This window comes from Chryseobacterium sp. Marseille-Q8038, assembly GCF_965111995.1.
The window spans coordinates 2411795-2437467 of sequence record NZ_CBCOPN010000001.1 but is presented as its reverse complement, the minus strand read 5'-3'; the positions used below and the strand labels follow the sequence as shown (position 1 = coordinate 2437467).

Below are 25673 nucleotides of genomic sequence, written 5' to 3'. Positions count from 1 at the left end.
AAAAGAAATTAGAAAATGAAAATAGCAGTAGTAGGAACAGGATATGTAGGTTTGTCTAATGCCGTCTTATTGGCCCAGCATAATGAAGTTGTAGCTTTAGATATTGTTCAGGAAAGAGTAGAATTGCTTAATTCTAAAAAATCTCCTATTGAGGATGAAGAGATCAGTACATTTTTAAGTACAAAACCGCTTAATTTTAAAGCTACTTTAGATAAAAAGGAAGCTTATGATAAAGCTGAATATATTATTGTTGCCACGCCCACAGATTATGATCCTACAACAAATTACTTCGACACAAGCAGTGTAGAAAATGTAATAAATGAAATTGCAGAATATAATTCCGAAGCTGTAATTATTATTAAATCTACAGTTCCGGTGGGTTATACTGCAGATTTAAAAAACAGACTAAATACAAATAATGTGGTGTTTTCTCCTGAATTTTTAAGAGAAGGCAAAGCCCTGTATGATAATTTATATCCTTCCCGAATTATTGTGGGGGAACAGAGTGAGCGCGCAAAAATTTTTGCAGAATTACTGAAAGAAGGTGCCATAAAAAAGGATATTCCAGTTTTATTTACAAATCCTACAGAAGCAGAGGCAATTAAATTGTTTTCAAATACCTACTTAGCATTGCGTGTGGCTTATTTTAACGAATTAGACAGCTATGCACAGATCCATGAACTGGATACCCGTCAGATTGTAGAAGGTGTTGGTCTGGACCCAAGAATTGGTTCGCATTATAATAATCCGTCTTTTGGCTACGGAGGATATTGTCTGCCTAAAGATACCAAACAGCTTTTGGCAAATTATAACGCTGTTCCTAATAATATTATTCAGGCAATTGTAGATGCAAACAGAACCCGTAAAGATTTTATAGCAGATTCTGTACTTGCCAAAAAACCAAAAAAAGTAGGTGTTTTCCGTCTGATCATGAAATCAGGTTCAGACAACTTCAGAGCATCTGCTATACAAGGTGTAATGAAAAGGATTAAAGCTAAAGGCGTTGAAGTTGAAGTGTTTGAACCGGCTCTTAAGGAAGAATATTTTTTCGGTTCCAAAGTGGTAAAAGATTTAGTGAAATTTAAGGAAGAGTGTGACGTAATTATATCTAACCGTAACACTACTGAACTATCTGATGTCCAAAGTAAAGTATATACTAGAGATTTATTTGGAAATAACTAATGGAAAAAATATTAATAACAGGTTGTGCTGGATTTATTGGTTTTCATTTATGTAAAAAACTTTTAAATCTTGGCTATGTCGTTGTAGGTCTGGATAATATCAATGATTATTATGATATAAACCTGAAATATGATCGTTTAAAAGAATTAGGTATACATAGATCAGAATCCGAAAAGGAAAATAATTTAGTTGAATCCTTTACATTTTCAAAATTTAGTTTTATACGTTTGAATTTAGAGGATAGAGAAAATTTGCCAAATCTTTTTAAAATACAAAATTTTGACTATGTAATTAATTTGGCTGCTCAGGCAGGGGTTAGATACAGCTTAGAAAACCCGATGGCTTATGTTGACAGTAATTTGGTAGGTTTTGTAAACGTATTAGAATGCTGCCGACACAACGAAATTAAACATTTGGTATATGCATCAAGTTCGTCTGTATATGGTGAAAACGATAAAATTCCGTTTGGTGAAAATGACCAAGTGGATCAGCCGGTAAGTTTGTATGCTGCAACCAAAAAAGCAAATGAATTAATGGCACATACTTATAGCCATTTATATAAACTTCCAACCTCTGGTTTGCGATTTTTTACAGTATATGGACCTTGGGGAAGACCAGATATGGCACCCATGCTGTTTGCTGATGCTATGACCAATCATAGGGAAATAAAGGTTTTCAATAATGGAGAAATGAGCAGAGATTTTACCTATATCGATGATATTGTAGAGGGAATTATCGTTACTCTCAACCATCCTTCTGATAAAGGTAATTTTTATCAATTATTCAATATTGGAAACGGATCTCCTGTATCATTATTATATTTTATTGAGTGCATGGAAAATTCTTTAGGATTAAAAGCAAATAAAAAAATGATGCCAATGCAGGCGGGAGACGTTGTAAGAACCTGGGCAGACACTACTGAGTTGAATGAATTAGGATATAAGTGTATTGTACCTATAGAAACAGGCGTTTCAAAATTTGTTGAATGGTTTAGTGATTATACAAATGAATAAGCTAATCAGCATAATTAAAAACAACGAAAAATTGGTAAAGAATTTTTCTTATTTATCAATTATCAAAATTGTAACATTGTTTTTACCGCTCTTTACTTATCCTTATTTATTGAAAACATTAGGTCAAAGTAACTATGGATTATTAATATATTCTCAGGCGGTTGTTGGATATTTTGTTATTTTCGTAAATTTCGGATTCAGTATTACAACAACTAGAGAAATTTCCCAAAATAGAGATAACTTATCAAGAATATCAGAGATAATATCAGCTACTTACTTCGCTAAAGTTTTATTTTTTGTTATTTCGCTTTTAATTTTGTATTTGCTGAGCATATATATAAATGATATTCATCAGCACTTTTCTTTATTTTTATACACTTTATTATGGCTGGGATTATTTGAAGTTTTTTTTCCAATATATTATTTTCAGGGAGTTGAAAAAATGAAATATATAACGATGATTACTCTTGTCAGCAGGGTGATTTTCTTTATTTGTATTTTTATTTTTATCAAATCGAAAAATGACTATGTACTTTTTCCTATCATAAATTTGGCAGGTTCTCTCGTAGGAATTATTTGTTCACTTTATATTCTTTATAAAGATGGAATAAGATTAATAAAGCCCTCATTTAAAGAGACTATTTATCATATAAAAAGTTCCTATATAATGGGATTGGCACTTGGCTCTAATTCTTTGAAATCAAATTTAAATCTTATTTTAATTAAGAATGTTCTTAGCTTTAATGAGGTTGCTGTATTTGATTTAATTTCAAAGTTGTTGAATATAGCAAATACTGTAATAGATTTAATTAGTCAAACGGTTTTTCCAAAGCTAGCAAAGGAAAAAAATAAAAAATTCTTTTTAAAGCTTTTAAAATTCGTTACAGTAATATCTATAGCCATGACTCTTTTATATATAGCTTTTGGAAATATGGCTATTGATCTTCTTTCAAATAATCAAATAAAGAATGCATATCCTGTTTTGATTTTAATGAGTGTGATGGTTCCTATATATTCCATCGGAACAATGTTGGGAAGAAATTGTTTGAATGTATATGGATATGACAGACATGTACTTTATAGTATGATCATATCAAGTTTCATATATATTCTGGTTTACTTATTACTTAAAACTATTCTAAAAGTAGACTTCAACATATATGTGTTTGTTGGTGTTTATTTATTATCATTTTTTGTTGATACTTTATATAGATATATTATCTGTAAAAAAGAAAAACTAATTTAATATGAAGAAGTTATATAGAAATTTGATAAAACTGTACCAATATGTGTACAACTTATTTTACAGTATATTTTGCCTTAATAATGTAAGAATTTTTGTTAATAATCACATTACAGTAGGTCTTAAGTATATAAAAAAACAAAAAACAAACTTTCCTCACCCAATAGGAATTGTGATAGGGCAGAAAGTTGTTTTAGGAAATAATTGTACAATATATCAAAATGTTACTATTGGATCTAAAGATACGGCAAACTATAAGACCAGTAAATATCCAACCTTAGGTGATAATGTAACGATATATCCTAATAGTATAATAATAGGTAATGTGACAATTGGAAACAATGCCATCATCGGTGCGGGTTCGTTAGTTCTTACTGATGTAGAAGAGAACTCTATAGTAGCAGGAGTACCTGCAAAAAAGATTGAAAAAAAATAGTATGGTTAGTGCAAGTGTAATAATGTCTGTTTATAATGAAAAGATTGATTGGGTTAAGGAATCAATCGAATCCATTATTCATCAGACTTTTAAAGACTTTGAATTTTTAATAGTATTAGATAAACCGGATAATATTGAATTAAAAGAATATATACATTCAATTTGTGAAAGTGATAACAGAGTTATTTTCATTATTAATGAATCCAATATAGGTTTAACAAAGTCACTAAATAAAGCGATCAGCATGTCTACCGGTCAGTATATTATCAGAATGGATGCTGATGATATTTCTGTTAAAGATAGGTTTGAAAAGCAAATAGCCTTTATGAACTCAAATAAAGACATTTTAGCTTCAGGCGGTAGCATAGAAAAATTTGGTAATACAAGTGAACTTCTGAAAATAGAGACGGATTCGACAAAAATTTTGGAAAAATTCGTTATTCCCAGTCCACTCTATCCTCCATTACCACATCCTACTGCTATCATTAGGAGAGAAGTTTTTTTTGAAATGGGAGTTCGCTATAATGAGGACTTTTTAGTGACTCAGGATTATGAGTTGTGGAATACTATTATTAAGATAGGAAAGATTGGTAATCTTGAAGATATATTATTAAAATATAGAATAACAGATAATCAAATTACTAGTAATAAAAAGCAATTACAGAGAACAAATAAAAGTAAAATAATAAAAAATCATATCGAGTTTTTTATTAATAAAAATACTAAAGGAAATTATAAAATTCCCTCTAAAATAACAATTAACGAAATCAAAGAATTAAAAGTTTTTCAAGATAGAAGTGAATTATTATTTAGAAATCAACTTACAAATTTTATAATTTGTTATTATCTGTCATTAGATAATTATAATGTTTCCAGTCTGTTTTATTTCATAACACACGATTTTTTTAATAATAGAATACCTAATTCTCTTAAGAAAACTATAATCTTAAATCATATTAGGAAAAATCCAAAAATTATTCAGTAAAATAAATGAAGTATAAAATATTCTTATATATATTATTATTTTGCTATATATATCCTATATATATGAAATTTTTCCCTATCCCAACCGATAGAATTATTCAGGTATTGGGGTTAGGGTTTATTTTCGTGGATATTCCATACAGAAAATTAGTTTTTAAGATTAAAAATCTCAGCTCATTTTATTTTGCTTCATTATTAATTTTAGTTGTAATACTAATTGTTCAGAACTGGAACTATAGTTCACTTGATCTTTACTATTTTAAAGATCATTTTGATATCTTTTTGTATTTTTTTCCGGCTTATCTTATCATTTATATTTTATATAAAATTAATAAGGATAAAATTGTTAGTAATTTATTAGATTCCATTGTTATCCTTGCAGCGTTACAGGCTATTATTTCTTTGGTTTTCTTTTTCGTACCATCTATATTTGATGCCTATACTTCTTTGTTATCTCAAAATGCAAGTCAGGGATTAACAAGTAGATTAGGACAGGTTGAAAAAAGATTAATAGGTGTAGGAAGTGCTTTTTTTACGGGGGTAATAAAATATGCTGTTGCCTTTTTCATCGCTATTATTCTTCCCTATTTAAAAACTGATTTATATAAAAGAAAAACAATTTATATAATATCCTTTGTGTTAATCATAATTGCCGGATTGATGACAGGAAGAACTTTTTTCGTTGCTATTTGCTTGGGATTAGTTTTATACCTTTTGATTGATCCCCGAAATACCCTTAGACTTATATATAAGGTTATCCCATCAATTCTTGTAATAACAATGGTAATATATTCAATAATGATTTCAATAGGAAATCAAGAGCGTATTGACAGGGTTTTTAATTTTGTTTTTGAATTATTTATTAATTATCAAAAAAGTGGAGAACTTACAAGTTCTTCAACTGAAGGGTCTATAAGTATGTATAAATTTCCAAAGACATTAAAAACATGGGTCATTGGAGATGGAAGGATGCAAAACCCAAATGGCTCATATTATATGGGATCAGATATAGGATATGTTCGAATGATTTTCTATTTTGGGATCATCTCCACTGTACTCTATATGATGTATCAGGCATACTTATGTTATTTACTGTCAAAAAAAAGCCCTTCGTGGATCTTCAAAGCATTTTGTTTAATCGTATTATCCTGGATAATTATTTTAAACTTTAAAGGGTTAGCGAATTTGAACCTGTATTTGTTATTGTTTTTTATCGGGTTAGGTGTTAATAATGTTGTTGCTAAACAAAATAGCATGATCAAAAATAAAAATATAAAATGATAACTGATTTTTTAGATAGGGTTTATTCTTCATTAAGATCTAAAGAAAATAAGATCGAGTCATTATTCAGGTTTATTATTAGAAAGGTAAGCAATCTGATATTACCACTATACCTTAATCTTACAAAAAAAGATTCAAGGTTGCCATTAGGTGATAAGGAAAATATTATCGTATCACTCACAACATTTCCGGGAAGAATCTCCAAATTATGGATGGTTATAGAGTGTATGTTACGACAAAGTCTGCTTCCCAATAAAATTGTATTGTATTTAGCAAGAGATCAATTTCCGAATGAATTAAAAGATATACCGGATAATTTGCTGGGGTACTATGAAAAGAAGCAATTAGAAATAAAATTTGTAGAGGAAGATCTCAGGTCTCATAAAAAATATTACTATGCCTTTAAGGAATATCAAAACGATGTTATCATAACAATAGATGATGATATTTTTTATCCATCCAATATCATTAAAGATTTAATGGATTTGCATGAAAAATTTCCTGATGCAATTTGTTGCCACAGAGCGCATAAAATCGTGAGAAATGATGATAATACTATAAGCAAATATTCTAAATGGAAAAAAGTCTTTGGAAATTTTGGACCGGCATTTGATCTATTTCATACAAGTGGGGGAGGAACTTTGTATAAGACTAATTTTTTTAGTGAAGAAGTTGTAAACAAAGATGCTTTTGTCAGCTTATGTTTTATGGCAGACGATGTCTGGCTGAATATTATGGCTCAGTTGAATAAGACAAAGACCGTGAAATCCAGTTATTTTTCAAACTTAATTCCCATTGAAAATAAAAATTCACTCTTTAAATTAAGCCAGGAAAACGTGGCAGATGGAGGTAATGATAAGCAGTTACAGAATCTGATTCAAAATTATAATATTAATAATTATGAAATATTTAAGTGATTTTATAAAGATTAGTGCGGTATTATTATTTAGCTTTTCTTTTGCTCAGCAAAACAGAGTAAGCAGATATAATGCAGATATGCAGGCATCCAAAAGTTTTGGTGTGCAGAAAATGGAACTGTCATCGGTGAGTAAAAATACTTACAATTTCATGGCATTAGGATATTTTATCAATGCAAATAACAATATGTATCTTAAGACAAAAGATAAAAAATACATTGATACTAATATTTCTGTCATAAAACCCATTCTTATTGATACCAATTCAAATACGTCATACCAAAAAAATGGTTGGGTGATGAATGCAGGAAAAGGTAATCAGAATGCAAAAGAGAACGGAAAGGAACATTTAATTTCAGAAGGCTATTTTTTCAGATACATCGGTGAGTTTTTGGATATATTAACCAAGAATAAACTGTATACAAATTATCAGCCGGCGATAGAAAGTGGTTTAAAATACTCCTTCGATAAATGGAAAGACAGAAGCTTCAGCCAATATGGAGATTATTCATTATTGTTTCATCAGAGACTTCACACAGGAGCAAATTGGGCTGTTGTTGCGTTATATCTGATGAAGTATGACCAATCCAATAAAAATTCATATGCCACATTTGTAAATCAGTTTGATCAGCAGCTGAAAAAAGCATTGGTTTTAAATAAAGGCACAGGTAGCGTTTTGTATTATACGTGGAACAGTACCTATCCGGATACTTTTTGTAAGGCGTTACAGAAAATTAAAAATTATAAACCGGTTGTACAGGATGTATCGCATGGAAATCATGTCGTATTATATTTAATAAAAGCAAAAGAATTGGGAAATGCCAATTGGGCTGACTTTAATTTCAGTTACCTCTGTAATACCTTGAAGCTTAAGATTCTTAAAGGAGATAGTATTGCCGATAATGTAGATGGCACTACAGATCCAAGTGTACAGAATACAGGATGGAAAATATCCGATGGCTGGATGAAACTTATCTATTTTGATGCCAGTTTATATCCATTAATCGAAAAAAATCTTACCAATTACAGTAATAAAATTAGCAATTCTTCTTTAGAGCTGCAGTTTAATTCAATTTATCCATAATGATACTTCACATTACAAACGATTACTCAGGATCTACAGTTTATAAGAATTTAGTGAGGGAACTGGATAATAACGGGGTAGAGCAGATTGTATATAATCCATTTCGGGAAGTTTCCAGAATAGGGAAAAATAAAATAGATTTTAAAAATACCCGCTCTCAGATTATCTACAGCCATATTTTATCAAAATATGCAGATCGGGTTTTGTATAAGAAAAAAATAAAAAAAATAGTACAAGACATTGAAGCAAAAATAGACCTCAAGACCGTCAAATTTATTCATGCTCACACATGGTACAGCGACGGTGGAGTAGCCTATGAGCTTCATAAAAAATATAATATTCCCTACATATTAGCCGTACGTAATACGGATCTTAATGTGTTTTTAAAATATTTTCTGCACGAAAGAGGCTATGGTAAAAAAATACTTCTGAATGCAAATAAGATTATAACCATTTCGGCAGTCTATAAAAAAAGAATGCTGGAAGATCCCCGCCTGTCTCATATCCTGAACGATCTACAGCAAAAAGTAATAGTGATCCCAAATGGGGTAGATCCTTACTGGATAGAATCAAGAGTTGAGAAAAGGAAAACTGTAGAGGATGAAAAAAGCATTCAGTTGCTTTATATAGGGAAATTTAATAAGGGAAAAAATGTCTTCAACCTTATTAATGCTGTTAAGAATCATAATCACAAAATTCAGAATAGGATAAAATTAACACTGATTGGAGGAGGTGGAAATGACGAGAAAAGGATTATGGATTCTATTAAAAACGATCATTCCTTTGAGTTTGTAGGAAAAGTAGATAGTCTGCCTGTTTTAAAATCCTATTACGAACGAAGCGACTACTTTACAATGCCTTCCAAAGCAGAAACCTTTGGCTTGGTCTATATAGAAGCGCTTCTGCAGGGATTACCGGTAATGTACACGCAAAATGAAGGGATTGACGGTTTTTATGATGATACGATCGGGGAAAAAGTGGAAGACACTTCTGTTTCTGCAATCGAACGAGGACTTGAACGTTTAATCCAAAAACGAGATCATTATAGTTTTGATATTGAACAATTGTTAGAAAATCATGACTGGAAGAAAATAGCTGAAGTATACCAACAATTATATACATAAAAAATAATGAATATATTATATATCCACCAATATTTTGTAACTCCTCAGGAACCTGGGGGAACAAGGTCATATTGGCTGGCACAGGAACTTATTAAAAACGGGCATAAAGTCACCATGCTCACCTCATCATCCAAATTTTCAGAGGATATTAAAGTTGTACAAGTTGATGGTATTGAAGTCGTTTATATAAAAGAAGACTATGACCAGAATATGAGTGTTTCCAGAAGGTTAAAGGCTTTCTTGAAATTTATGTACAAATCGTCTGTGCTGGGATTGAAACAGAAAGATATCGATTTGGTGATTGCTACATCTACTCCTCTTACAATAGGTATTCCGGCACTTATATTAAAATGGTTTAAGAATAAACCTTTTGTTTTTGAAGTAAGAGATCTATGGCCGGAGGTGCCTATACAGATGGGAGCCATAAAAAACAGTTGGACAATAAAAACGACTCGTCTGCTGGAAAAAACGATTTATAAAAATGCTTCTCGTGTTATTGCACTTTCTCCCGGTATGCAGGATGGAGTTGTAAAATATATTCCAAAAGAAAAAACATCAATGATTCCTAATATGGCTAAAATGGATGAATTCTGGCCAAGAGGAAAAAACGATCAATTGATGGAAAAGCTAGGCTTGAAAATAGATTCCTTCAAAATAGTTCATTTTGGGTCTCTGGGATTAGCAAACGGAGCTCATTCAATTATTGAATCCGCCAAATTATTAAAGAATAGAGAAGATATAGAATTTTTGTTTGTAGGAGGCGGTTCTACCGAAAATGATTTGATAGAGGAAGTAGAAAAAAACAATCTTAAAAATGTGAAATTTCTCGGTAAGTTCCCTATGACTGACGTATCTGAGATTGTTAATTTTTCGGATGTCTCTGTGATTTCCTTTTTGGATCTCCCGATTTTGTATACCAACTCTCCCAACAAACTTTTCGATTCTTTGTCTGCAGGAAAACCGATTATTGTAAACTCTGCCGGATGGACAAAAGATATAGCTGAAGAATACCATTGCGGATATTATGTAAACCCCAACCGTCCGGAAGAACTTGTACAAAAAGTACTTTATCTGAAAGACAACCCTGATGTGGTAGATAAAATGGGACAGAATGCAAGGAAATTGGCTGAAACAGTTTACGACAAGTCTATTTTGTGCAAAAAATTTGTTGAAGTTATCGAACAGACAGAATAAATGGTCAGGAGAAAGAATTTCGTACATAAGAGTAAGTAGGTATTTGTTCAATCATTTTTTAATGCTAAAACTACCTGAATTTTGAAGAATAATCTTTTAAAAAGCTTTTAAAGTAGGATATTTTATTTTTTTTGTATTTGACAATCTGAGCCTTACAAAAGCTTTGAAAGAAAAGGAATAGGTTTCTTTGGAAAAGCTAAAAAAAGCTATATATTTGCACCAGTTAAAAACAACGCTTTTTAATTGATCCGGTAGTTCAGCTGGTTAGAATGCCGCCCTGTCACGGCGGAGGTCGCGGGTTCGAGTCCCGTCCGGATCGCAAAAAGTCTTCTAGAAATAGAAGACTTTTTTTTATTTATAGCTATACAGAAAAAAATTATAAATAGATCTTTACTATTTATTTACACGGAGAGTTTAAAGGATTATTAAGATAATCTTTCCCCTGAGGAGGTTGTACAAAATAAGGCGTTCCATAGGTGTTTCCGGATTGGAAAAAATCAGTTGAAATAACCTGGGCACCACTGCTGAAAGCAGCCTTAGATCTTGTAAAATCATTAGTTTTAGCTTCATAAGTTTCAATGTCAGATCGTGTTCTTATCATATAACCTTGTTTTACCAGATTTTGTATTTCTTTCTGTCTCACGATTGCGTTATCTCTCAATATAAATCCGGCAAAAGAATCATCCGGTTCACTGTTCAAAAACATCACTCTTTCCTTTAATGATCCATCAATGAGATAGGGATTGTTTTTAGAAGATAAGGTTCCGGCACTACCGGGAAGCAGCATAAAAATGAATTTCCCTTTACTGTCATTAAGCTTTGGCCAGTTGTTGTGGGTTACAGCTTCTTGAAGTGTCCTGTATTTACCCTGAACTTCTTTTGGGGTGATGATTTTATCCTTTCCCAGATAGTGTACAATTTCTTCGTCCAGCTCATCATAAGCTTTTTTATCAAAGGGGAGTACTTTTGTACTGTTTTCAAGAATAGGAAAACCGGAATCCTTGGCTTCAATCATCATGAAGACTGGAGTGTGTTCCGGATGTTGATCAGACCATGTTTTAAGAGTTGTAAGTGCATCTTTTAAAGTAGGATAGTGTGTTCTGAAATCTATATCTGCCATATGAAGTACTTTGAACCCCGGCTTAGTGAGTCCTTTGGTATTCAATGGAGCCAGATCAGTGATTCCTTTGGCTTTTAATACCTCATACGTTGCAGGATGACTGAATCTGCCGCCTTCAGGATCATAATAAACATCTATTTCCAGTCCTCTCAGATTGGCGTTGAGCTGCTCTGTGAAGTCAGGATGATTATAGTTTAATCCCTCTTTCATATCCATTCCGTAAGGATGATACTCTTTAAATTTGGCTTTTTGCTCCTCAGACATCATACTGCTGTATTTTTGCATCATTCCGTTGATGATCGGAGTTACCAGATTCAGTACTTTTGGATCTGCCGGCTGGGCATAAGAATTGTGAGTTCCCACAATCTGCAGCTGATTGATTCTTACATTCTGGCATTTATCCTGTGCCTGTACCAGCGCTGTCATACAAAATGCAGCTCCATATATATACTTTTTCATATGAATAAAAAACTTTGATTAAAAATTGAAATTGAATCCTAGTTGCCCACGTATTCCTGAGTAGGAGATATTTTCTACGCGATCCTTTGTTCCCATATAATAGCGGTTGGGTTCATTAAAAATATTGTTGAGTTCTACAAACAGACGGACTTTTTTTGTAAGGCTGTAAGAAGTGGAAAGGTCTACTGTAAAATTTTTATCAAAATACTGATAATGGTCAGCTCCGGCAGCAGCTCTGATTTCGCTTACATAATTTCCTTTATAATTTCCGGCAAGACGGATCATCAGCTTACTGGTTTCATAAAACAGGATCGTATTGAAAATATGTTTTGCCTGATTAGGAATTGTGGTAGACATAGTTCCTGTCTGTTTGCCGTTTTCATAGACCGGCATATTCATTTTAGAAGAAATATAAGTGTAGTTTCCTTCAAAACCTATGTTTTTCAAAAATCCCGGGAGATTTTCAAAACGTTTAGATATCCCGAATTCAAAACCAAAGAGCCTGGCTCCCTCCAGGTTTTTAGGAGCAGTAAACGTATAAGTTCTTCCTGCCAGATCTACCACAGACTGATCTTTGTAGATGAGATTGGTGATATCTTTATAGAATACTCCGGCTGTTATCAGATCAAGTTTTCCGAAATAGTTCTCAAACATAAGATCAAAATTATTTGAAAATGTAGGATCCAGTTTGGTATTTCCCTGAGTGATGGTGTTGGTGATATCATTAACGATGGTTCCGGGATTTAGATCATTAAAATCCGGCCTTGCAAAAGAGCGGGTATAAGCCAGCCTCAGGATGCGGTCACTACTGATATTCCATTTCATATTGACCATCGGAAGAACTACATTGTATGTTTTATTGTCCTTAATGTCTTCCGTTTTATTATCCTTATCAGCTACTACTTTTTTGCCCCAGAACGTAACATCATTATATTCATTTCTGAAGCCTCCCAATAGCTGAAGTTGTTCTGAAATCTTCCATGTTCCCATCAGATAAGCAGCCCATACATTTTCCGTACCTCTGTAGGAACTGGTTATATTAGAATTGCTGTCTTTACTGCTCACCTGCATCAGTCCTAAGCTGTTTTGAGTACCCGGATTGTACATTTGATCAATCTGTGCATTGGTCATCTGATCAATGATCACCGCATTGTAAGGATTTCCTAATGGATTCATGAAACCTCCTTTATACGGAAAATTCTCGCGCTCAAGCTGACTCAGATAAGTGACCGGAGTTCCGGGGATTCCCAATGAGGATTTGGGCATCCAAACAAGCAGAGAACTGTTGACGATTTTGTTTTTATTGTTGTATTTGGTCCCGAATTTAAGCTCAAAATTATTGGCAACTTTATATTTAATATCCATTTGCCCTCTGAGATCTGTTTCGCTGTTACGGTTTTGGCTCAAGATTATTTGATTTAATTTAAGCTTATCTGCAGCTATTGCCTGCTGGTTGTATGGCTGAGTGTATCTTCCCGTGTCACCAATGCCGTCCGGAGCATCCATTGCCATATATTTTCTTCCGTCAGCAGACAGGTTTCCATAGGTCATAGGCTGTATGAGATTGACCATAGGATAACCTCTTTCATAAGGATCAAGATTGTCCGGAGAATTGAATTTAAACTCAGAACGTGCTTTGGATAAAGACCAATTAACCTCCATACGCTGTCCTACCTGATGATTACCACCCAGCTGCATAGAGTACAGGTCTGTAAGATAATCTGCATGACGAGCCTGCAAAAGGACATTTTTACTGTCAAAATTAAAATAAGTTTCCCTTACCGACTGAGCGTCTTTATATTGGCTGTATAATCCTTTTGCATATAATTTATTCCTGCTGTCTATCTCATAATCCAATCCTAAATTAAATCCTAAAGTTCTTCGGTTAGCCAGATAATCACGAAGCTGTAGCTGATTGATAGAATAGGAGGCTGTTTTATCTTTCAGACCGTAGTTGTAAATATTTCTCATCTGATCAATAGCTGTAGAACGCTCCCAGATCACTGCTGAGGTAATGAATTTCAGCTTATCAGTAATTTTATTCCCATAGACAATGGAAGTATTATAAGTAGGGGATTTAGACATGTTGACATAGCCCGAAGCCATACTTATAGCTAAAGTTTCTTTATTGGGTGAAGTTTTTGTGATAAAATCCACATTTCCGCCAATGGCATCTCCATCAAGATCGGGCGTTAAAGCTTTAGATAAACGTACATTCTGAATAAGTTCCGAAGGAAAAATATCCATCTGTACCCCGCGGTTGGCGTTATCACCGCTGGCACTCGGCATTCTGTTGCCATTCAGAGTAGAAGCTGTCCACTGAACAGGTGTCCCTCTTACCGCTACAAAACGTCCTTCACCCATATCCCTTTCGATTGATACTCCCTGCATACGTTGTACGGCGTCTGCGGCATTCCGGTCCGGAAGTTTTCCTATAGCATCAGCAGAAAGTACTTCTGTGATGGTATTGGAGTTTTTCTTCATCGTAATCGCTCTGGCCTGTGATGCTTTATATACACTGGTAACAACTACTTCCTGAAGATTGTTTTCTTTAAACTTAGCTCCGAATTTAATTAATCCAAGATCTACTTCCTTTTTATCCGTAACGGTGAAAGGGATGTAAACACTATCATAACCTTTATATTCTACAACAAGTCGATAACTTCCGTCATAAACAGTATTGAGAATAAAAGAACCGTCAGTGTCAGAAGTTATCTTCTGTCCGCTGTTTTCAATATAAACCAGGGCATTGGGTAGGTTTCCCTGACTGTCTACTACCGTTCCGTGAACGGTAGTTTGTGCAAAGGCCAATGGCCCAAGAAGAAAAAATGCTGCTTTTGTTAAAAAAAGTCTTTCTCGTGACATCCTTATAAAGTTTGGTGCAAAGATGTCAGCTCCTTCAAAAGTTTTGGTTCATTTAAATTTCATGCAACTTTTTCTGTGGAGTGCGAGGTGAAATATATTGTAAATCAGTAAGTTGCTAATATTAAATAATTGTAACTAATGAACAAGCTGGGAAGGAAGACAGTCAAATTCCTTTTTAAAATATTTATAAAAAGTAGATTTGGATTTAAAACCACATTGAAACGCAAGATCTGTTACACTGACCGAAGGATCTTCCAACAAGATCTGTTTGAAGTGCTGTATACGGTTTCTGTTGGTGTACTCGTGGAAATTGGAATGAAGATGTTTATTAAAAGTGATACTTAAATCTGCCTTGCTTATTTTCAAATGGCTGGAAAGCTGGTCTAATGTAAACTCTTCATCCAGATATTCATGGCTCTCCTTATAGAACGAGATAATAGCATTCTGTACAGCCTCAAAATCTATTTTTGAAAGATCCTTATACTGATAGGTTTCTTTAGGAGCGGAAAAATCTGCTGTATTTTGCTGTTCCTGTAGCTTGTGCTGGTACGTTAAAATATAAACGTACAAAATCCACCCGAACTGGAAAAGAAACAGGAGGCTGTAGATCTTCTGATAGATCAAAGTATCCCAACCCAGCTTGTAAACGGTCCAGAACATCAATACTCCCAGCAATACATAGCAAACCAGATAACGGAAATTACCGGCTACAGGATGAGTAATATTTTTGCGGTATTTTGTAAGTAAGTAAATACACAATACAAGGCAGGCAATCCAATAATAACTATAATAAACGAAATAGGACTTATAAGATGTGATGGCCAGATCTGCCCAGGAAAGATCAAGCATCTTTGCAGAAATGGCAATCGCATGATGAATGACCACCAGAGTTAGCGGAACAATAAGGTACTTAAGTTTATCTCTCCATTTTGCGTGGATTAAATATGTAGTGATATATAAGAAAATAAGACCTTTAAAAACACGAAGGCTTCCCGGAATTTCATATAAAACAGATTCATAGCCAAATCTTTGGATAATGAAATATTCATAGCCCATATCCAGAGTAACCACTCCGATATACAGGAGCAGCATATTCAGTACAGATTCTCTGTTTTTGATAAGAGACATGAGCAGCGTAAGGGTGATAAGTGCCTGTAGTACAACTACCATAATGATGTATAACATGATAACTGATATTTTACCAAAATTATAGATAATATGGGGATGGATTCTTTAACAAATTATTAAATATCAGCTTAAAAACAGACAGATAGTTAAGGGGTAAATCCTGATCCGTTTTTCAGGGATTTTCCGGTTTTGTACATTGAGCGGATATTAGTACTTTAGCTAATAAGCATACACCGAATGTCCAAAGGAAGATTTATTTTGTTTGCAATACTTAAGACCTGGCTGATTTCCACTTTGGTTTCCTTCGTATTTTTGATTCTGTTTTTAAGCCTTACCAAAGAAGTAAGAAATCCACCGAGAAACTGTGACATGAGTGGATTGGTCTATGGTTTTACCCTTTTCTGGATAGTATTTTTGAGTTTATTGTCTTTAAGCAGTCTGCTTTCTCTTTTAAAACCGTTCCAAGGAAAATTAAAAACCGCAGTATGTTGGTTTCTTTTACCTGTTATAGCTTCTGTTTTTTCCTTTTTCACTATTACTGATGGAAAGATAGATGGTGAGGAAACGATTATTTTTCTGATTATGAATCTACCCTGGCTGGCTTTTTGGATGTTTTACTATTACAGATTTAATATTCGTTTCAATACAATCAACCACTGATATTATTATTCATGAAAAAACAATTTCAAAACTGGACCCTCTTTTTTCTGGCAGGAATCATTGCCATCATTGCCGGATTGATTGCCTCTGTTGTTCTCATGACAGGATCTTCTGCCGAAGACGGATTATTCGGAATGTATATTTTGTTCAGTCTGATTCCCATATTACTCGTGATTATCATAGACCGGATTCTGGTATGGAAATTCGGAAATAAAAATGTCAATAAAGTTCAGTTTGCCATACTGTTGTTTATTATCCTTTTATGGATTGTAAGATTTGTAGTGAACCTTTTTCTTTAAACGATCATGATGAAAAACCTGTTTTTATTCTGTATGATAATGGTCTCTGTAATGATTTCTGCACAGCCTTTTATCTTAAAATCCATAGGAGAAGCAAAAGAATTCAGGCTTACGCTTTATTATGGAGCTCAGGGCAAAGGAGCTTTTGTGCAATATTCAGGGAAGAAAGAAATCATTCCTCTACAGGTAAAAAGCTTTACAGTAGACGATAGCGGAAGAAGTGACGGGCAGCCTGATATTGAGTATTATGTCTGGAATGAAATCATTGGAGGTAAAATTACGGGAGTATATACTTTCGAAATGATGCATCATACAGCTTCAAACATTACCTATACAAGAGGGAAGGACAAAAGAATATTTAAGATGGAAATGATTGAGGATGAAAAGAAATATGACGGAAGCAGTAAATATCTTCTGCATAATGCCGTCCTTACCTTTAATCACTTTTATAACAACCATTTCACGATTGCTTATCCTGACGGGAAAAATTCCGCTATTGAACTTTCGGCTCCGGATAAACCCTCTTTTACTAGGCAGAGTATTATAGAGGATTATAACTTTGACGGGTATGATGATATTGCATTTTCTGTTCCCGATGAAGGAATGGGTGTTTACAGAACATTTGAAATCTATCTTTATAATCCCGGAATCAAACGCTTTGAAAAACTTAAAGAACCGGATTATTCCCGCTCAAGCTGCTCATGTCTATGCGATGTGACAGTAGAAAAGGATAAAAAACTTTTAACCACAGGATGCAGAGGAGGAGCCAGATGGCATGAGGATACTTACCGGTTTAACAAAAAAGGAACTTTAGAATGGATTTCTACAAAAGAAAAGACCGATGAATAACGTTCCTGCTCAATGTCTTCAAATATCTTTAAAATCTATGTTTTTTTTAGATAATTCAACGATAACTCCTCATTTACAGTGATAAAGCCTCCGTTTTTTTACGGTATTTTTAAGAATGTCTTTTATGATTCAAATTTAGGTCTGATATTTGTACTGGGTAGCCAAACTAAATGGCCGATTTATTTATGAAAAACATATCTGTGAAAAAATCTATTCTTTATGCATGTTTTTGCGCTGTTTTCCTTGTTTCCTGTAAAAAAGAAATAGAAAAAATAAGCGATACTTTTAAAGACACTGTTTCTTCTTCGGAAGTTGCGGAGGTAGAAAAGGATTCTATAAAGAAAGATTCTGTTCCTGTCGTAAAAAAAGAATCTGTTCCGCCTGTTATGCAGGAGAATGGTTTTTATAATGCCTTTGTTCTTCCAAAGGATAAAAAGATGCGTGATTCTGTTTATGCAGAATTCAGCAAGAAATACAGTGTAGAAGAACGAACTGCTATTTTAGCTTTAAACAGGCTGGATTCTAAGAGTAAATGGAATTCTGATACATTGGTAGTTCCTGCGAAAATAGATACAACATTGATGGCGTATTCACCGTTTCCTATGCAGCTGGATGTATTGAGCGGGGTGAAAAAGTTTGTCATCTTCTCATATCCTATACAGGCTTTTGCCGTATATTCCAATGGAAGTCTTGTGAAATGGGGCCCAACAAGTATGGGGAAAAAAGCTGCCCAGACTACAAGAGGGCTTACTTTTGCCAACTGGAAAAAGAAACTCGCAATTTCTACCGTGAGCAGCGAGTGGAAACTTCCCTATAATTTTAATATTCACAATATAGGAGGAATCGGATGGCATGAATATACCCTTCCTGGGTATCCAGCTTCCCATTCCTGTTTACGATTGCTGAGAAGAGATGCCCAATGGCTGTATTCCTATGCAGATACCTGGATTCTGAACCCCGGAGGTGCTACAACCAAAGCTCGAGGTACAGCTGTAATGGTATTCGGAGATTATAAGTGGGGCGGAAGAAAGCCATGGAGAAACCTTTTGGATGATCCTAATGCCAATAATATTTCTGTAGAAGAGCTTACGAAACTTTTAGAACCGGACGTTCCGAAAATGCTTAAAGAACAAAGCAACAGAGAAAAAGTAGCGGATTCTATCAAAGCAGCAAAAGCCGCAGCTACACCTATTCAGAATGAAAAACCTATAGAACCTGTGTCTAATTAATTTTTTTTCAAACTGTAAAGTAGATTCTTCAGCAAACGATCTAAGCTTAAGCATTTCCTCTTTACCTTTATGTTGTCCGAATCTGGCAGCAATATAAGTAAGAAGAATAAAAAATAGCATGATAAAAGAAGCGCTCAGTGCCCAAGGGTATTCGGCGCTTTTTATTTGCTTTTCTACGTAATACATAGTGAAAAAAGTCATCCATAGGATAGAAAAAGAAAAATACAGGAACATAAAGAATGTCCATACTGCAGAACTGGGTCCAAACACTCCGCGTATTGTCGTATGTTCATCTTCTATTTCTACCCGTAAGGCAAGATGAGGTTTCCAGTAGTTATCATATTCTGTTTTCACCCAGATGGTGGCAACTTCTTTATTGATATTCCCGGAAAACTCGTCTTTATGTTCTTCTATATATTTTTTCAGATTTTCAGCATACTCTTCCTTGGTAAGATGAGTAAACATTTTAAATCTGGGCCGGGTTCTTATTTTGTCTAAGGTGGTTTCTTCAGTATTCATATGTTTATTCTTGATAAGGAATCGGATCTTGCAGGGTGAATCTTACTGTGAGCCTTTCATTTTTCCTTTGAATGATCATGGTAATATTCCGGCCTTCGCTAGACTTCATAATCTCTACAATTTTTTCCAGTGTCATCTCAGAAGTTAGATCTCCGTTAATACTCAGAATTCTGTCATCCTTTTTAAGGCCTGCTTCATAGGCTGGTGAATCCTTTCTTACTCCAGCAATGGAAAATATAGGTTTTAAACTAAATTTATACTGAAAGGCATCCTTATACACTTCATTCACTACCGTAGCTGATTTCTGAGTTTCAATAGTTATTTTGTCCTGCTGCCATTCCAATCCGTCCTGCTTGAAATCCAGTCCGCTCATATTAAAGTGAAATGGATCATTAAAAAAACGGTTTTTTTTCAAATATAATTTTTTAGCGGGATAATCAAAAGCTACTGTAAACCTCCGCATAATTTCGCTGCCTACAGAACCTTTTCTGTTTTCCACTAAAGTAACGTGCTGTATTGAGTATTCATCCGGCATAGCTGTAAGAGGTTTTTCAAACTTAAAGCTACCCAAATAAAAATTATGAATACGACTTCTTTTGCCCAAAATATCTCCATTGAAACCACGGCCAAGAAAATCATCAATATTAGGTCTGTTGTACACAAAGTTTTTAATAAGGGTGGGAAAGAGCCAGATCGCATCGTTATTTCCAAGGTCAATCAGAAGCTTTGAATCTTTCTTCTCATTCGTCATTTCTACTCCGGCATACAGATAAGGCTTATCCCTTTCAATGGTAATGGGGAATTCTTCAAATTTTCTGACCTTCTTTTTTAAAAGATCAGAATTTTCATAGACCGTTAATTTTTTTGAAATATAGTCGATATAAACAGGATGGTCTTTAAAAAACTGATATCCAATCACTCCGTTTACAGGAATTCCTACATGGGAAGAAATGTTAAACTCTTCATCAAGAATGATATAAAGAGACATGGAGGTATTTACAATTTCATCACCTATTTTGCCCATATTGCGCTCAGACTTCAGTCCATCAATACTTAAGCTTCCCCCAAGTCCGGAAAATTTTACTTTTTCAACATTGCTCAGCTTCACTTCTTTATTTTCCAGGCTAAAAAGAATAGTTTCCGAAACGCCGGTATCCAACAGAAAGGTAAGTTCAGCACCATTCACATTGATAGGAATAAAGATAAGATTATTGATAAACTGAAAAGGAATAACCGCTTTTTTAGTATTAATGAGTTCAAAAGAATTCTGGGCATTTACAAAAATGCTTAGAAATAATCCCAGTAAAAGCAATTTAAATTTCATTTACTGAATTTAGTGAATTTATCTATATGATAATAAAAAAACATTCCAAAAGCTGGAATGTTTATATAAACTACAATGAAGTAGTGTTTTTTGTTGAATTTGTTTTAAAATGCTTTCTTTTTATTTTGAAAAGAAATCCATCAAATCCATATAGTTCTTCTGATTGACCCCATGGCCACTCATATATTCTCTGAACGTGAAGTAACAGCTAAGGTCGTAAAGAAGATCTGCTGCTTTTCTTCCCCATTCAAGTGGGATCACAGCATCATCCGTACCATGAGAAATGAAGAAGCGAAGTCCTTCCAGTTTCTTTTTATCTTTTACAATGCCGTCTAGAATTTTCTCTTCAGGATAACTGCTCAGACATGCCACATAGTTGAAAAGCTCAGGATGTTGTAAGGCCAGCGCATAGCACAGTATTCCTCCCTGGCTGAAGCCGCAAAGATGAGCTTTACTTTCCGTCAGCCCATAGTGGTTGATAATCTTTAGCATACTTTCCAGAACTGCATGTAAAGATTCCTTTGCCTGGGGAACATCGATAAAGTTTTCAGGATCATTAAAATTGATATCATACCATGAGTATCCTTCAAATTGAGTATCACGCGGAGCTCTGAAACTTACAATAATCCAGTCATTGGGAAGCGTTTCCCTGAAACTGAAAAGATCCTGTTCGTTACTGCCGTAGCCATGAAGCATAAAAAGAATAGGGGTATTTGGGGTAATATTTTCCGGTTCTCTTACTAGATAATCTAAATTCATACAGCAAAGATAATTAAATTACCTACAGAATCTTAAGTTTTATTATTCACACAATGAACTTCTGCTGCATGATGGTTTATGTGTAATGATTAATTCTTTAGAGTATATTTTTGAATTTTTCCCGGGCTTTTTCTTTTTATTGATTTGATATTATTTGGAAATCTTTATTGGAAAATTTTCATAAAAGTTATTTTTATATTAATAAAAAACTTATATTTGAAACATTAAAAAATCTATTTGGAGAAATGAAGCAATTTTACAATTCAAAAAGTTTACTTAGACTTTCTTTTTTATTCGTTTTATTATTTTCTGTAATTACCGTCGTGAATTCTTGTAAAAAAGATGATGACGAAGAGTTTCAGGATCATGTGGTTCAATTCGAGGTGAAGACAACTGCCGGAGGAAACATCATAAGTGTTGTTACGCAGGTAGGTACAGCTCAGAACACAATATACAATACACCACAGTCTCCTGTGACTTCACCATGGACAAGCGGGGAATTCTTCGTGAACTCCAGCCAGGCACAGTTGAATCTTGATGCAAATGCATCAATGCCGGATGATAATTCTGAATTAACGATCAATCTTTATATAGATGGAGAAGTTGTAAGAACTGTTAAGAAGAAAGGTAAAGGTGTACTTGTTGCTTCTATTGATTACAGTTTCCTAGAACCATAAAAATTATTTATTTTTAATATTTATAAAAAAACCGCTCTTAAGGCGGTTTTTTTATTCTTCAATCATACGCTGTTGTACAGCTCTGTTGATCAGTTCCGTGGAATTTTTTGCATGAAATTTCTGAAGCAGATTTTTACGATGGGTATCTACAGTAAGAGGACTTAAAAACAGTTCCTCAGCAATCATATTACTTGTTTTCCCCTGGGCTACCATCTGTAGTATTTGTTTTTCTCTTTTCGTAAGCCTGGGTGCAGGCACTTCATTTTGAGAAGGACGGCTGATAATCAGTTTGGTTTCATTGCAGAACACAATATCTCCGGAAAGCGCACCTCTTATGCATATTACCAGCTCATCAATAGAAGTGTTCTTGAGAAGGTAACCACTTGCTCCGTTTTGTATAGACTGCATAATGATACTTCTTTCAGAACGGTTGCTGAACATGATGACTGAGGTATTCGGGGATATTTTTTTTATTTCCCTGCAAAGTTCTGTTCCATTGGCATCAGGAAGAGTAATATCCAGGAGAATAATATCTGCCATTTCTGAGCGGACAAAGTTTATCGTTTCTGTACCGGACGCAAAACTTCCGGCTACATTAAAGAAAGGCTGGCTGTTCAGCATCATTCTCAGTCCTTCAATCACAATAGGGTGATCATCTACGATGACTATATTTATTTTTTCATTCTCCATGGATGTTGAGTTCTATATTAATTGCTGTTCCCTGATGATCAGAATTGATCTCCATTTTTCCTTTCAGGTAGTTGACTCTGTTTTTAAGATTACGAAGCCCCATACTTTTGGTGGTATTCTCTCTGTTTTTATCAAATCCTTTTCCGTTATCTTCAATGGTGATCAGAAAATTTTCGCCGGATTGAGAGCATTGGAGTAAAATATTGTTGGCCTCAGCATGTTTTACCGCATTAGCCAGTAATTCCTGTACAATCCTGTAAATATTAAGCTGGATATTCAAAGGTAATGTCTTTTCAATATCAATAGCCTGAAAATCTATGTCGAGGTTTTTTCTGCTGTAGAATTCACACAAATCCTGTATGGCAGTTTCCAAACCAAAATTAAGCAATGATTCTGGCATTAAATTTCTGGCGACGTGGCGCAGCTCACTTACAGAACTATCCAGCTGGCCCAGGATTTTATAAAACTCTTTATCCTTTTCCGGATTCAGATGGCTGGAAGACCAGGTGGAAAAGTTAATTTTAACCCCTGCAAGCATTCCGCCCAAACCATCGTGAAGATCTCTTGCAATACGTTCTCTCTCTCTTTCTTCTCCATCAAGGATGGCTTTCGTTAGTGATAATTCTTCCTTTTGCTTGATATCATTGAGTTTCTGTTCATTTATCTTTTTATTTTTTCTGAAAATGATAAACAGGAAGAGCAGTAGACTTAAGGCTAACAATAAAACAAGACCCATTCCCCATAAATAAGAATTCTTCTTGTTTACTTCAAGATCTTTTTGATTTTTTTCAGCATTTAAGGTTGCTATTTTTCTTTCTTTTTCAGCAGTGTTGAATTTAGATTCCAGTTTGTTGATTTCAAGCTTTACATTCTCAGTATTCAGACTATCGTTGAGTTTAGAATATTTTTGCTCCCATAGAAGCGCTTCTTTGGTATCTCCCAATTCTTCATTGAGTAATGAAAGTTGTTTGTAAAAGGTTTTTCTGTTATTAAGATCAATGGTCAGAGATTTTTCTGTTAAAACATCCTCCAAAGTAGCCTTGGCTTCCTTATATCTTTTGAGTTTTTTTAAAATATCATATTTGTTGAAATAAAACATTTGAGCCAGAAGATTCTGATTGTACTTTTGGGTATAAAAAATTCCTTTTTCTATCACAGGAAGAGCTTCTTCATTCTTTTGACGGGTAATATACAAAAGAGTTTTGCTGTAATAATAAAACGCATTGGATGAAGATTCCGGATAGGGGCTGATGAGTTTTTCAGCTTTATTTAAATACTTTTCAGCCTCATCTCCGTTAGCCTGATAACAGAAATTGTTGGCAGAATTGAGATAGGTGAAAAATAGTTCAGCAGAATTCGGATAGTGTTTTTCCAGAATTTTCAGCGCTTTGCCATTATAATCTTCAGCTTTTTTAAACTGGGCATTATAAGTAAGAATCACTGCAAGCTGAGTGTACAGGAAACCTAAATTTCTGTTGCTTTCATATTTTTCAACCAGAGGAATACTTTTTTCAAGCATTATCTTCACCAAAGGAATATAACCTTCCTTATCCTTTTGAGAAACTCCGTAGCTGTACCAGGCAAGAGCCTGAAGAAAATCAGATTCCTCATTTTTGAATTTTGATAAAGACCGGATGGCTTGCTGATAGGAAACTGCAGCTTTCTTTTTATTCCTGTCCAGATTATATTGTCCTTCGTAATAATAATATTTTGCTGAGATAAAAGGATTGCTTTGAGCCAGTAATTTTCCGTTTGCAAGATATTTCTTACTCAAAACAGAGTCACTGTTTCTATAATAATTTGATAAAAGTAAAGAAGCCGTTGCTTTTGAAGCATCGGGAAGATGCCCTTTTGTAATAGTTTGTAAGCTGTCTATATAAGCTTTCTCATTAAGCGGAATGATTTGTTGGGATTGTAATTTAAAAAACAAAAACAGGCTTAGCAGGACAAGTAATCTCTTCATTATGGATCAGTTCTGTAAAATATTTTTTTAAACGCTCAATTTAATTAAAAATTTCAGCATAAAAAATACCTGAATTTAGGTAGAAAAAATTACTTGTTTTTCAGGATTGATAGACGTAGAGGATGCTCATAGCTTTGCAAATATCAAATCATGAATCATAGAATATTCAATATAGTAACTAAAAGTTAAACAAAAAGATTATGAAAAAAATGAAAATGAATCAGCTGCTAAGAGGCACATTCGTTGCTGTAATAGCGGCATTGCTTATTGGGTTTACAGCTTCATGCAGTAAAGATAATGACGACAACAATGTGAATGGAGCAGGGAAAAGCCATAAAGTGGTTTTTAAAGCCATCGCTTCTTCGGGAAGTAATATTGATGTGGCCGTTTACGGAATTGATGGTAACCCTACCACAGCATCAAGTCTTAGCGGATCAACCTGGAGCAGCCCTGAAATAACCTCGGAACCTGGAGCATACACTGCCAATGCTGCTGTAAATGCTATCGGACCGGACGCTTCCGCTACTTTGAAAGTTCAGATCTGGGTAGACGGAGAACTTAAGAAAGAAGGAACTTCCAGTGGACAGTATTTGTCAGCTTCTACAAGCTATACATTTTAATATCAAATTATTTTAGGACATAAAAGCGGCGCTGAGAAAATCTCAGCGCCGCTT

At 34.2% G+C, this 25673-nt stretch carries 23 protein-coding genes and 1 tRNA gene; 17 read left to right on the top strand and 7 right to left on the bottom strand.

All coding sequences use genetic code 11. The features are described from left to right. Positions 1–15: 15 nt before the first annotated feature. The 11 genes from ACWPWS_RS11265 to ACWPWS_RS11215 all read left to right on the top strand — a co-directional run bounded on the left by ACWPWS_RS11265 (position 16) and on the right by ACWPWS_RS11215 (position 10777). A complete protein-coding gene (locus ACWPWS_RS11265; protein ID WP_454046547.1) occupies positions 16–1182 on the top strand; it encodes a nucleotide sugar dehydrogenase in 1167 nt (388 codons plus the stop codon). Then, the gene (locus tag ACWPWS_RS11260) at positions 1182–2195 is read left to right on the top strand and encodes an NAD-dependent epimerase (protein ID WP_454046546.1); all 1014 of its coding nucleotides are present in this window, start codon (positions 1182–1184) and stop codon (positions 2193–2195) included. Before ACWPWS_RS11265 ends, ACWPWS_RS11260 begins: the two co-directional genes overlap by 1 nt. After that, positions 2188–3441 carry an oligosaccharide flippase family protein gene (locus ACWPWS_RS11255; RefSeq protein WP_309513699.1) on the top strand — a complete coding sequence of 418 codons (1254 nt, stop codon included), beginning with the start codon at positions 2188–2190 and terminating at the stop codon, positions 3439–3441. Before ACWPWS_RS11260 ends, ACWPWS_RS11255 begins: the two co-directional genes overlap by 8 nt. Position 3442: 1 nt before the next feature. Then, complete coding sequence (locus tag ACWPWS_RS11250; RefSeq protein ID WP_062676395.1) at positions 3443–3874, top strand: serine O-acetyltransferase; 432 nt, start codon at positions 3443–3445, stop codon at positions 3872–3874. Then, positions 3861–4859: a glycosyltransferase gene (locus ACWPWS_RS11245; RefSeq protein WP_454046545.1), complete on the top strand. Its 999-nt coding sequence runs from the start codon at positions 3861–3863 to the stop codon at positions 4857–4859. Before ACWPWS_RS11250 ends, ACWPWS_RS11245 begins: the two co-directional genes overlap by 14 nt. Positions 4860–4921: 62 nt before the next feature. Next, positions 4922–6139, top strand: coding sequence for a hypothetical protein (locus ACWPWS_RS11240; RefSeq protein WP_454046544.1), 1218 nt, complete (start codon positions 4922–4924; stop codon positions 6137–6139). Then, a complete protein-coding gene (locus tag ACWPWS_RS11235; RefSeq protein ID WP_454046543.1) occupies positions 6136–7056 on the top strand; it encodes a glycosyltransferase in 921 nt (306 codons plus the stop codon). The genes ACWPWS_RS11240 and ACWPWS_RS11235 overlap by 4 nt, the downstream gene beginning before the upstream one ends. After that, positions 7040–8140: a hypothetical protein gene (locus ACWPWS_RS11230; protein WP_454046542.1), complete on the top strand. Its 1101-nt coding sequence runs from the start codon at positions 7040–7042 to the stop codon at positions 8138–8140. Before ACWPWS_RS11235 ends, ACWPWS_RS11230 begins: the two co-directional genes overlap by 17 nt. Next, a complete protein-coding gene (locus tag ACWPWS_RS11225) occupies positions 8140–9264 on the top strand; it encodes a glycosyltransferase (protein WP_454046541.1) in 1125 nt (374 codons plus the stop codon). The genes ACWPWS_RS11230 and ACWPWS_RS11225 overlap by 1 nt, the downstream gene beginning before the upstream one ends. Positions 9265–9270: 6 nt before the next feature. Continuing rightward, a complete protein-coding gene (locus ACWPWS_RS11220; protein ID WP_454046540.1) occupies positions 9271–10458 on the top strand; it encodes a glycosyltransferase family 4 protein in 1188 nt (395 codons plus the stop codon). Between the two features lie 245 nt (positions 10459–10703). Beyond that, positions 10704–10777, top strand: a tRNA-Asp gene (locus tag ACWPWS_RS11215). 78 nt (positions 10778–10855) lie between these two features. Here ACWPWS_RS11215 and ACWPWS_RS11210 read toward each other — a convergent pair. The 3 genes from ACWPWS_RS11210 to ACWPWS_RS11200 all read right to left on the bottom strand — a co-directional run bounded on the left by ACWPWS_RS11210 (position 10856) and on the right by ACWPWS_RS11200 (position 16087). Next, on the bottom strand, positions 10856–12037 hold the full coding sequence (locus ACWPWS_RS11210; RefSeq protein WP_454046539.1) for a phosphatidylinositol-specific phospholipase C domain-containing protein: 1182 nt from the start codon (positions 12035–12037) through the stop codon (positions 10856–10858). An 18-nt stretch (positions 12038–12055) separates the two neighbouring features. Continuing rightward, positions 12056–14902, bottom strand: a complete 2847-nt coding sequence (locus ACWPWS_RS11205; RefSeq protein ID WP_454046538.1) for a TonB-dependent receptor — start codon at positions 14900–14902, stop codon at positions 12056–12058. A gap of 135 nt (positions 14903–15037) precedes the next feature. Next, positions 15038–16087 carry a helix-turn-helix transcriptional regulator gene (locus ACWPWS_RS11200; RefSeq protein ID WP_454046537.1) on the bottom strand — a complete coding sequence of 350 codons (1050 nt, stop codon included), beginning with the start codon at positions 16085–16087 and terminating at the stop codon, positions 15038–15040. 180 nt (positions 16088–16267) lie between these two features. Between ACWPWS_RS11200 and ACWPWS_RS11195 the strand changes: the two genes are divergently transcribed. The 4 genes from ACWPWS_RS11195 (at position 16268) to ACWPWS_RS11180 (ending at position 19067) form a co-directional block, all read left to right on the top strand. Continuing rightward, on the top strand, positions 16268–16690 hold the full coding sequence (locus tag ACWPWS_RS11195) for a hypothetical protein (protein ID WP_209785639.1): 423 nt from the start codon (positions 16268–16270) through the stop codon (positions 16688–16690). Between the two features lie 11 nt (positions 16691–16701). Then, on the top strand, positions 16702–16989 hold the full coding sequence (locus tag ACWPWS_RS11190) for a hypothetical protein (protein ID WP_454046536.1): 288 nt from the start codon (positions 16702–16704) through the stop codon (positions 16987–16989). A gap of 6 nt (positions 16990–16995) precedes the next feature. After that, on the top strand, positions 16996–17838 hold the full coding sequence (locus ACWPWS_RS11185; RefSeq protein WP_454046535.1) for an XAC2610-related protein: 843 nt from the start codon (positions 16996–16998) through the stop codon (positions 17836–17838). A gap of 185 nt (positions 17839–18023) precedes the next feature. Then, complete coding sequence (locus ACWPWS_RS11180) at positions 18024–19067, top strand: L,D-transpeptidase (RefSeq protein ID WP_209785636.1); 1044 nt, start codon at positions 18024–18026, stop codon at positions 19065–19067. Between the two features lie 523 nt (positions 19068–19590). On the opposite strand, the gene ACWPWS_RS11175 is transcribed toward ACWPWS_RS11180, so the two are convergent. Continuing rightward, entirely contained in the window at positions 19591–20910 is a 1320-nt protein-coding gene (locus tag ACWPWS_RS11175; protein WP_209785634.1) for a PDZ domain-containing protein, read from the bottom strand. 120 nt (positions 20911–21030) lie between these two features. Then, positions 21031–21669, bottom strand: coding sequence for an alpha/beta hydrolase (locus ACWPWS_RS11170; RefSeq protein ID WP_105683852.1), 639 nt, complete (start codon positions 21667–21669; stop codon positions 21031–21033). Between the two features lie 245 nt (positions 21670–21914). On the opposite strand from ACWPWS_RS11170, the gene ACWPWS_RS11165 reads away from it, so the two are divergent. Further along, entirely contained in the window at positions 21915–22346 is a 432-nt protein-coding gene (locus tag ACWPWS_RS11165; protein WP_228421792.1) for a hypothetical protein, read from the top strand. A gap of 51 nt (positions 22347–22397) precedes the next feature. On the opposite strand, the gene ACWPWS_RS11160 is transcribed toward ACWPWS_RS11165, so the two are convergent. Together ACWPWS_RS11160 and ACWPWS_RS11155 are read right to left on the bottom strand one after the other, a co-directional pair. Next, the gene (locus ACWPWS_RS11160; protein ID WP_105683854.1) at positions 22398–23036 is read right to left on the bottom strand and encodes a response regulator; all 639 of its coding nucleotides are present in this window, start codon (positions 23034–23036) and stop codon (positions 22398–22400) included. Continuing rightward, on the bottom strand, positions 23026–24999 hold the full coding sequence (locus ACWPWS_RS11155) for a tetratricopeptide repeat-containing sensor histidine kinase (RefSeq protein ID WP_454046534.1): 1974 nt from the start codon (positions 24997–24999) through the stop codon (positions 23026–23028). The genes ACWPWS_RS11160 and ACWPWS_RS11155 overlap by 11 nt, the downstream gene beginning before the upstream one ends. Before the next feature lie 200 nt (positions 25000–25199). Between ACWPWS_RS11155 and ACWPWS_RS11150 the strand changes: the two genes are divergently transcribed. After that, on the top strand, positions 25200–25619 hold the full coding sequence (locus ACWPWS_RS11150) for a hypothetical protein (protein ID WP_209785630.1): 420 nt from the start codon (positions 25200–25202) through the stop codon (positions 25617–25619). Positions 25620–25673: the final 54 nt, after the last annotated feature.

Bases quoted from the DNA above. Each gene is read 5' to 3' on its own strand.
- ACWPWS_RS11265 (WP_454046547.1), top strand. From the start codon at position 16: ATGAAAATAGCAGTAGTAGGAACAGGATATGTAGGTTTGTCTAATGCC.
- ACWPWS_RS11260 (WP_454046546.1), top strand. From the start codon at position 1,182: ATGGAAAAAATATTAATAACAGGTTGTGCTGGATTTATTGGTTTTCAT.
- ACWPWS_RS11255 (WP_309513699.1), top strand. From the start codon at position 2,188: ATGAATAAGCTAATCAGCATAATTAAAAACAACGAAAAATTGGTAAAG.
- ACWPWS_RS11250 (WP_062676395.1), top strand. From the start codon at position 3,443: ATGAAGAAGTTATATAGAAATTTGATAAAACTGTACCAATATGTGTAC.
- ACWPWS_RS11240 (WP_454046544.1), top strand. From the start codon at position 4,922: ATGAAATTTTTCCCTATCCCAACCGATAGAATTATTCAGGTATTGGGG.
- ACWPWS_RS11235 (WP_454046543.1), top strand. From the start codon at position 6,136: ATGATAACTGATTTTTTAGATAGGGTTTATTCTTCATTAAGATCTAAA.
- ACWPWS_RS11230 (WP_454046542.1), top strand. From the start codon at position 7,040: ATGAAATATTTAAGTGATTTTATAAAGATTAGTGCGGTATTATTATTT.
- ACWPWS_RS11225 (WP_454046541.1), top strand. From the start codon at position 8,140: ATGATACTTCACATTACAAACGATTACTCAGGATCTACAGTTTATAAG.
- ACWPWS_RS11220 (WP_454046540.1), top strand. From the start codon at position 9,271: ATGAATATATTATATATCCACCAATATTTTGTAACTCCTCAGGAACCT.
- ACWPWS_RS11210 (WP_454046539.1), bottom strand. From the start codon at position 12,037: ATGAAAAAGTATATATATGGAGCTGCATTTTGTATGACAGCGCTGGTA.
- ACWPWS_RS11205 (WP_454046538.1), bottom strand. From the start codon at position 14,902: ATGTCACGAGAAAGACTTTTTTTAACAAAAGCAGCATTTTTTCTTCTT.
- ACWPWS_RS11200 (WP_454046537.1), bottom strand. From the start codon at position 16,087: ATGTTATACATCATTATGGTAGTTGTACTACAGGCACTTATCACCCTT.
- ACWPWS_RS11195 (WP_209785639.1), top strand. From the start codon at position 16,268: ATGTCCAAAGGAAGATTTATTTTGTTTGCAATACTTAAGACCTGGCTG.
- ACWPWS_RS11190 (WP_454046536.1), top strand. From the start codon at position 16,702: ATGAAAAAACAATTTCAAAACTGGACCCTCTTTTTTCTGGCAGGAATC.
- ACWPWS_RS11185 (WP_454046535.1), top strand. From the start codon at position 16,996: ATGATGAAAAACCTGTTTTTATTCTGTATGATAATGGTCTCTGTAATG.
- ACWPWS_RS11180 (WP_209785636.1), top strand. From the start codon at position 18,024: ATGAAAAACATATCTGTGAAAAAATCTATTCTTTATGCATGTTTTTGC.
- ACWPWS_RS11175 (WP_209785634.1), bottom strand. From the start codon at position 20,910: ATGAAATTTAAATTGCTTTTACTGGGATTATTTCTAAGCATTTTTGTA.
- ACWPWS_RS11170 (WP_105683852.1), bottom strand. From the start codon at position 21,669: ATGAATTTAGATTATCTAGTAAGAGAACCGGAAAATATTACCCCAAAT.
- ACWPWS_RS11165 (WP_228421792.1), top strand. From the start codon at position 21,915: ATGAAGCAATTTTACAATTCAAAAAGTTTACTTAGACTTTCTTTTTTA.
- ACWPWS_RS11160 (WP_105683854.1), bottom strand. From the start codon at position 23,036: ATGGAGAATGAAAAAATAAATATAGTCATCGTAGATGATCACCCTATT.
- ACWPWS_RS11155 (WP_454046534.1), bottom strand. From the start codon at position 24,999: ATGAAGAGATTACTTGTCCTGCTAAGCCTGTTTTTGTTTTTTAAATTA.
- ACWPWS_RS11150 (WP_209785630.1), top strand. From the start codon at position 25,200: ATGAAAAAAATGAAAATGAATCAGCTGCTAAGAGGCACATTCGTTGCT.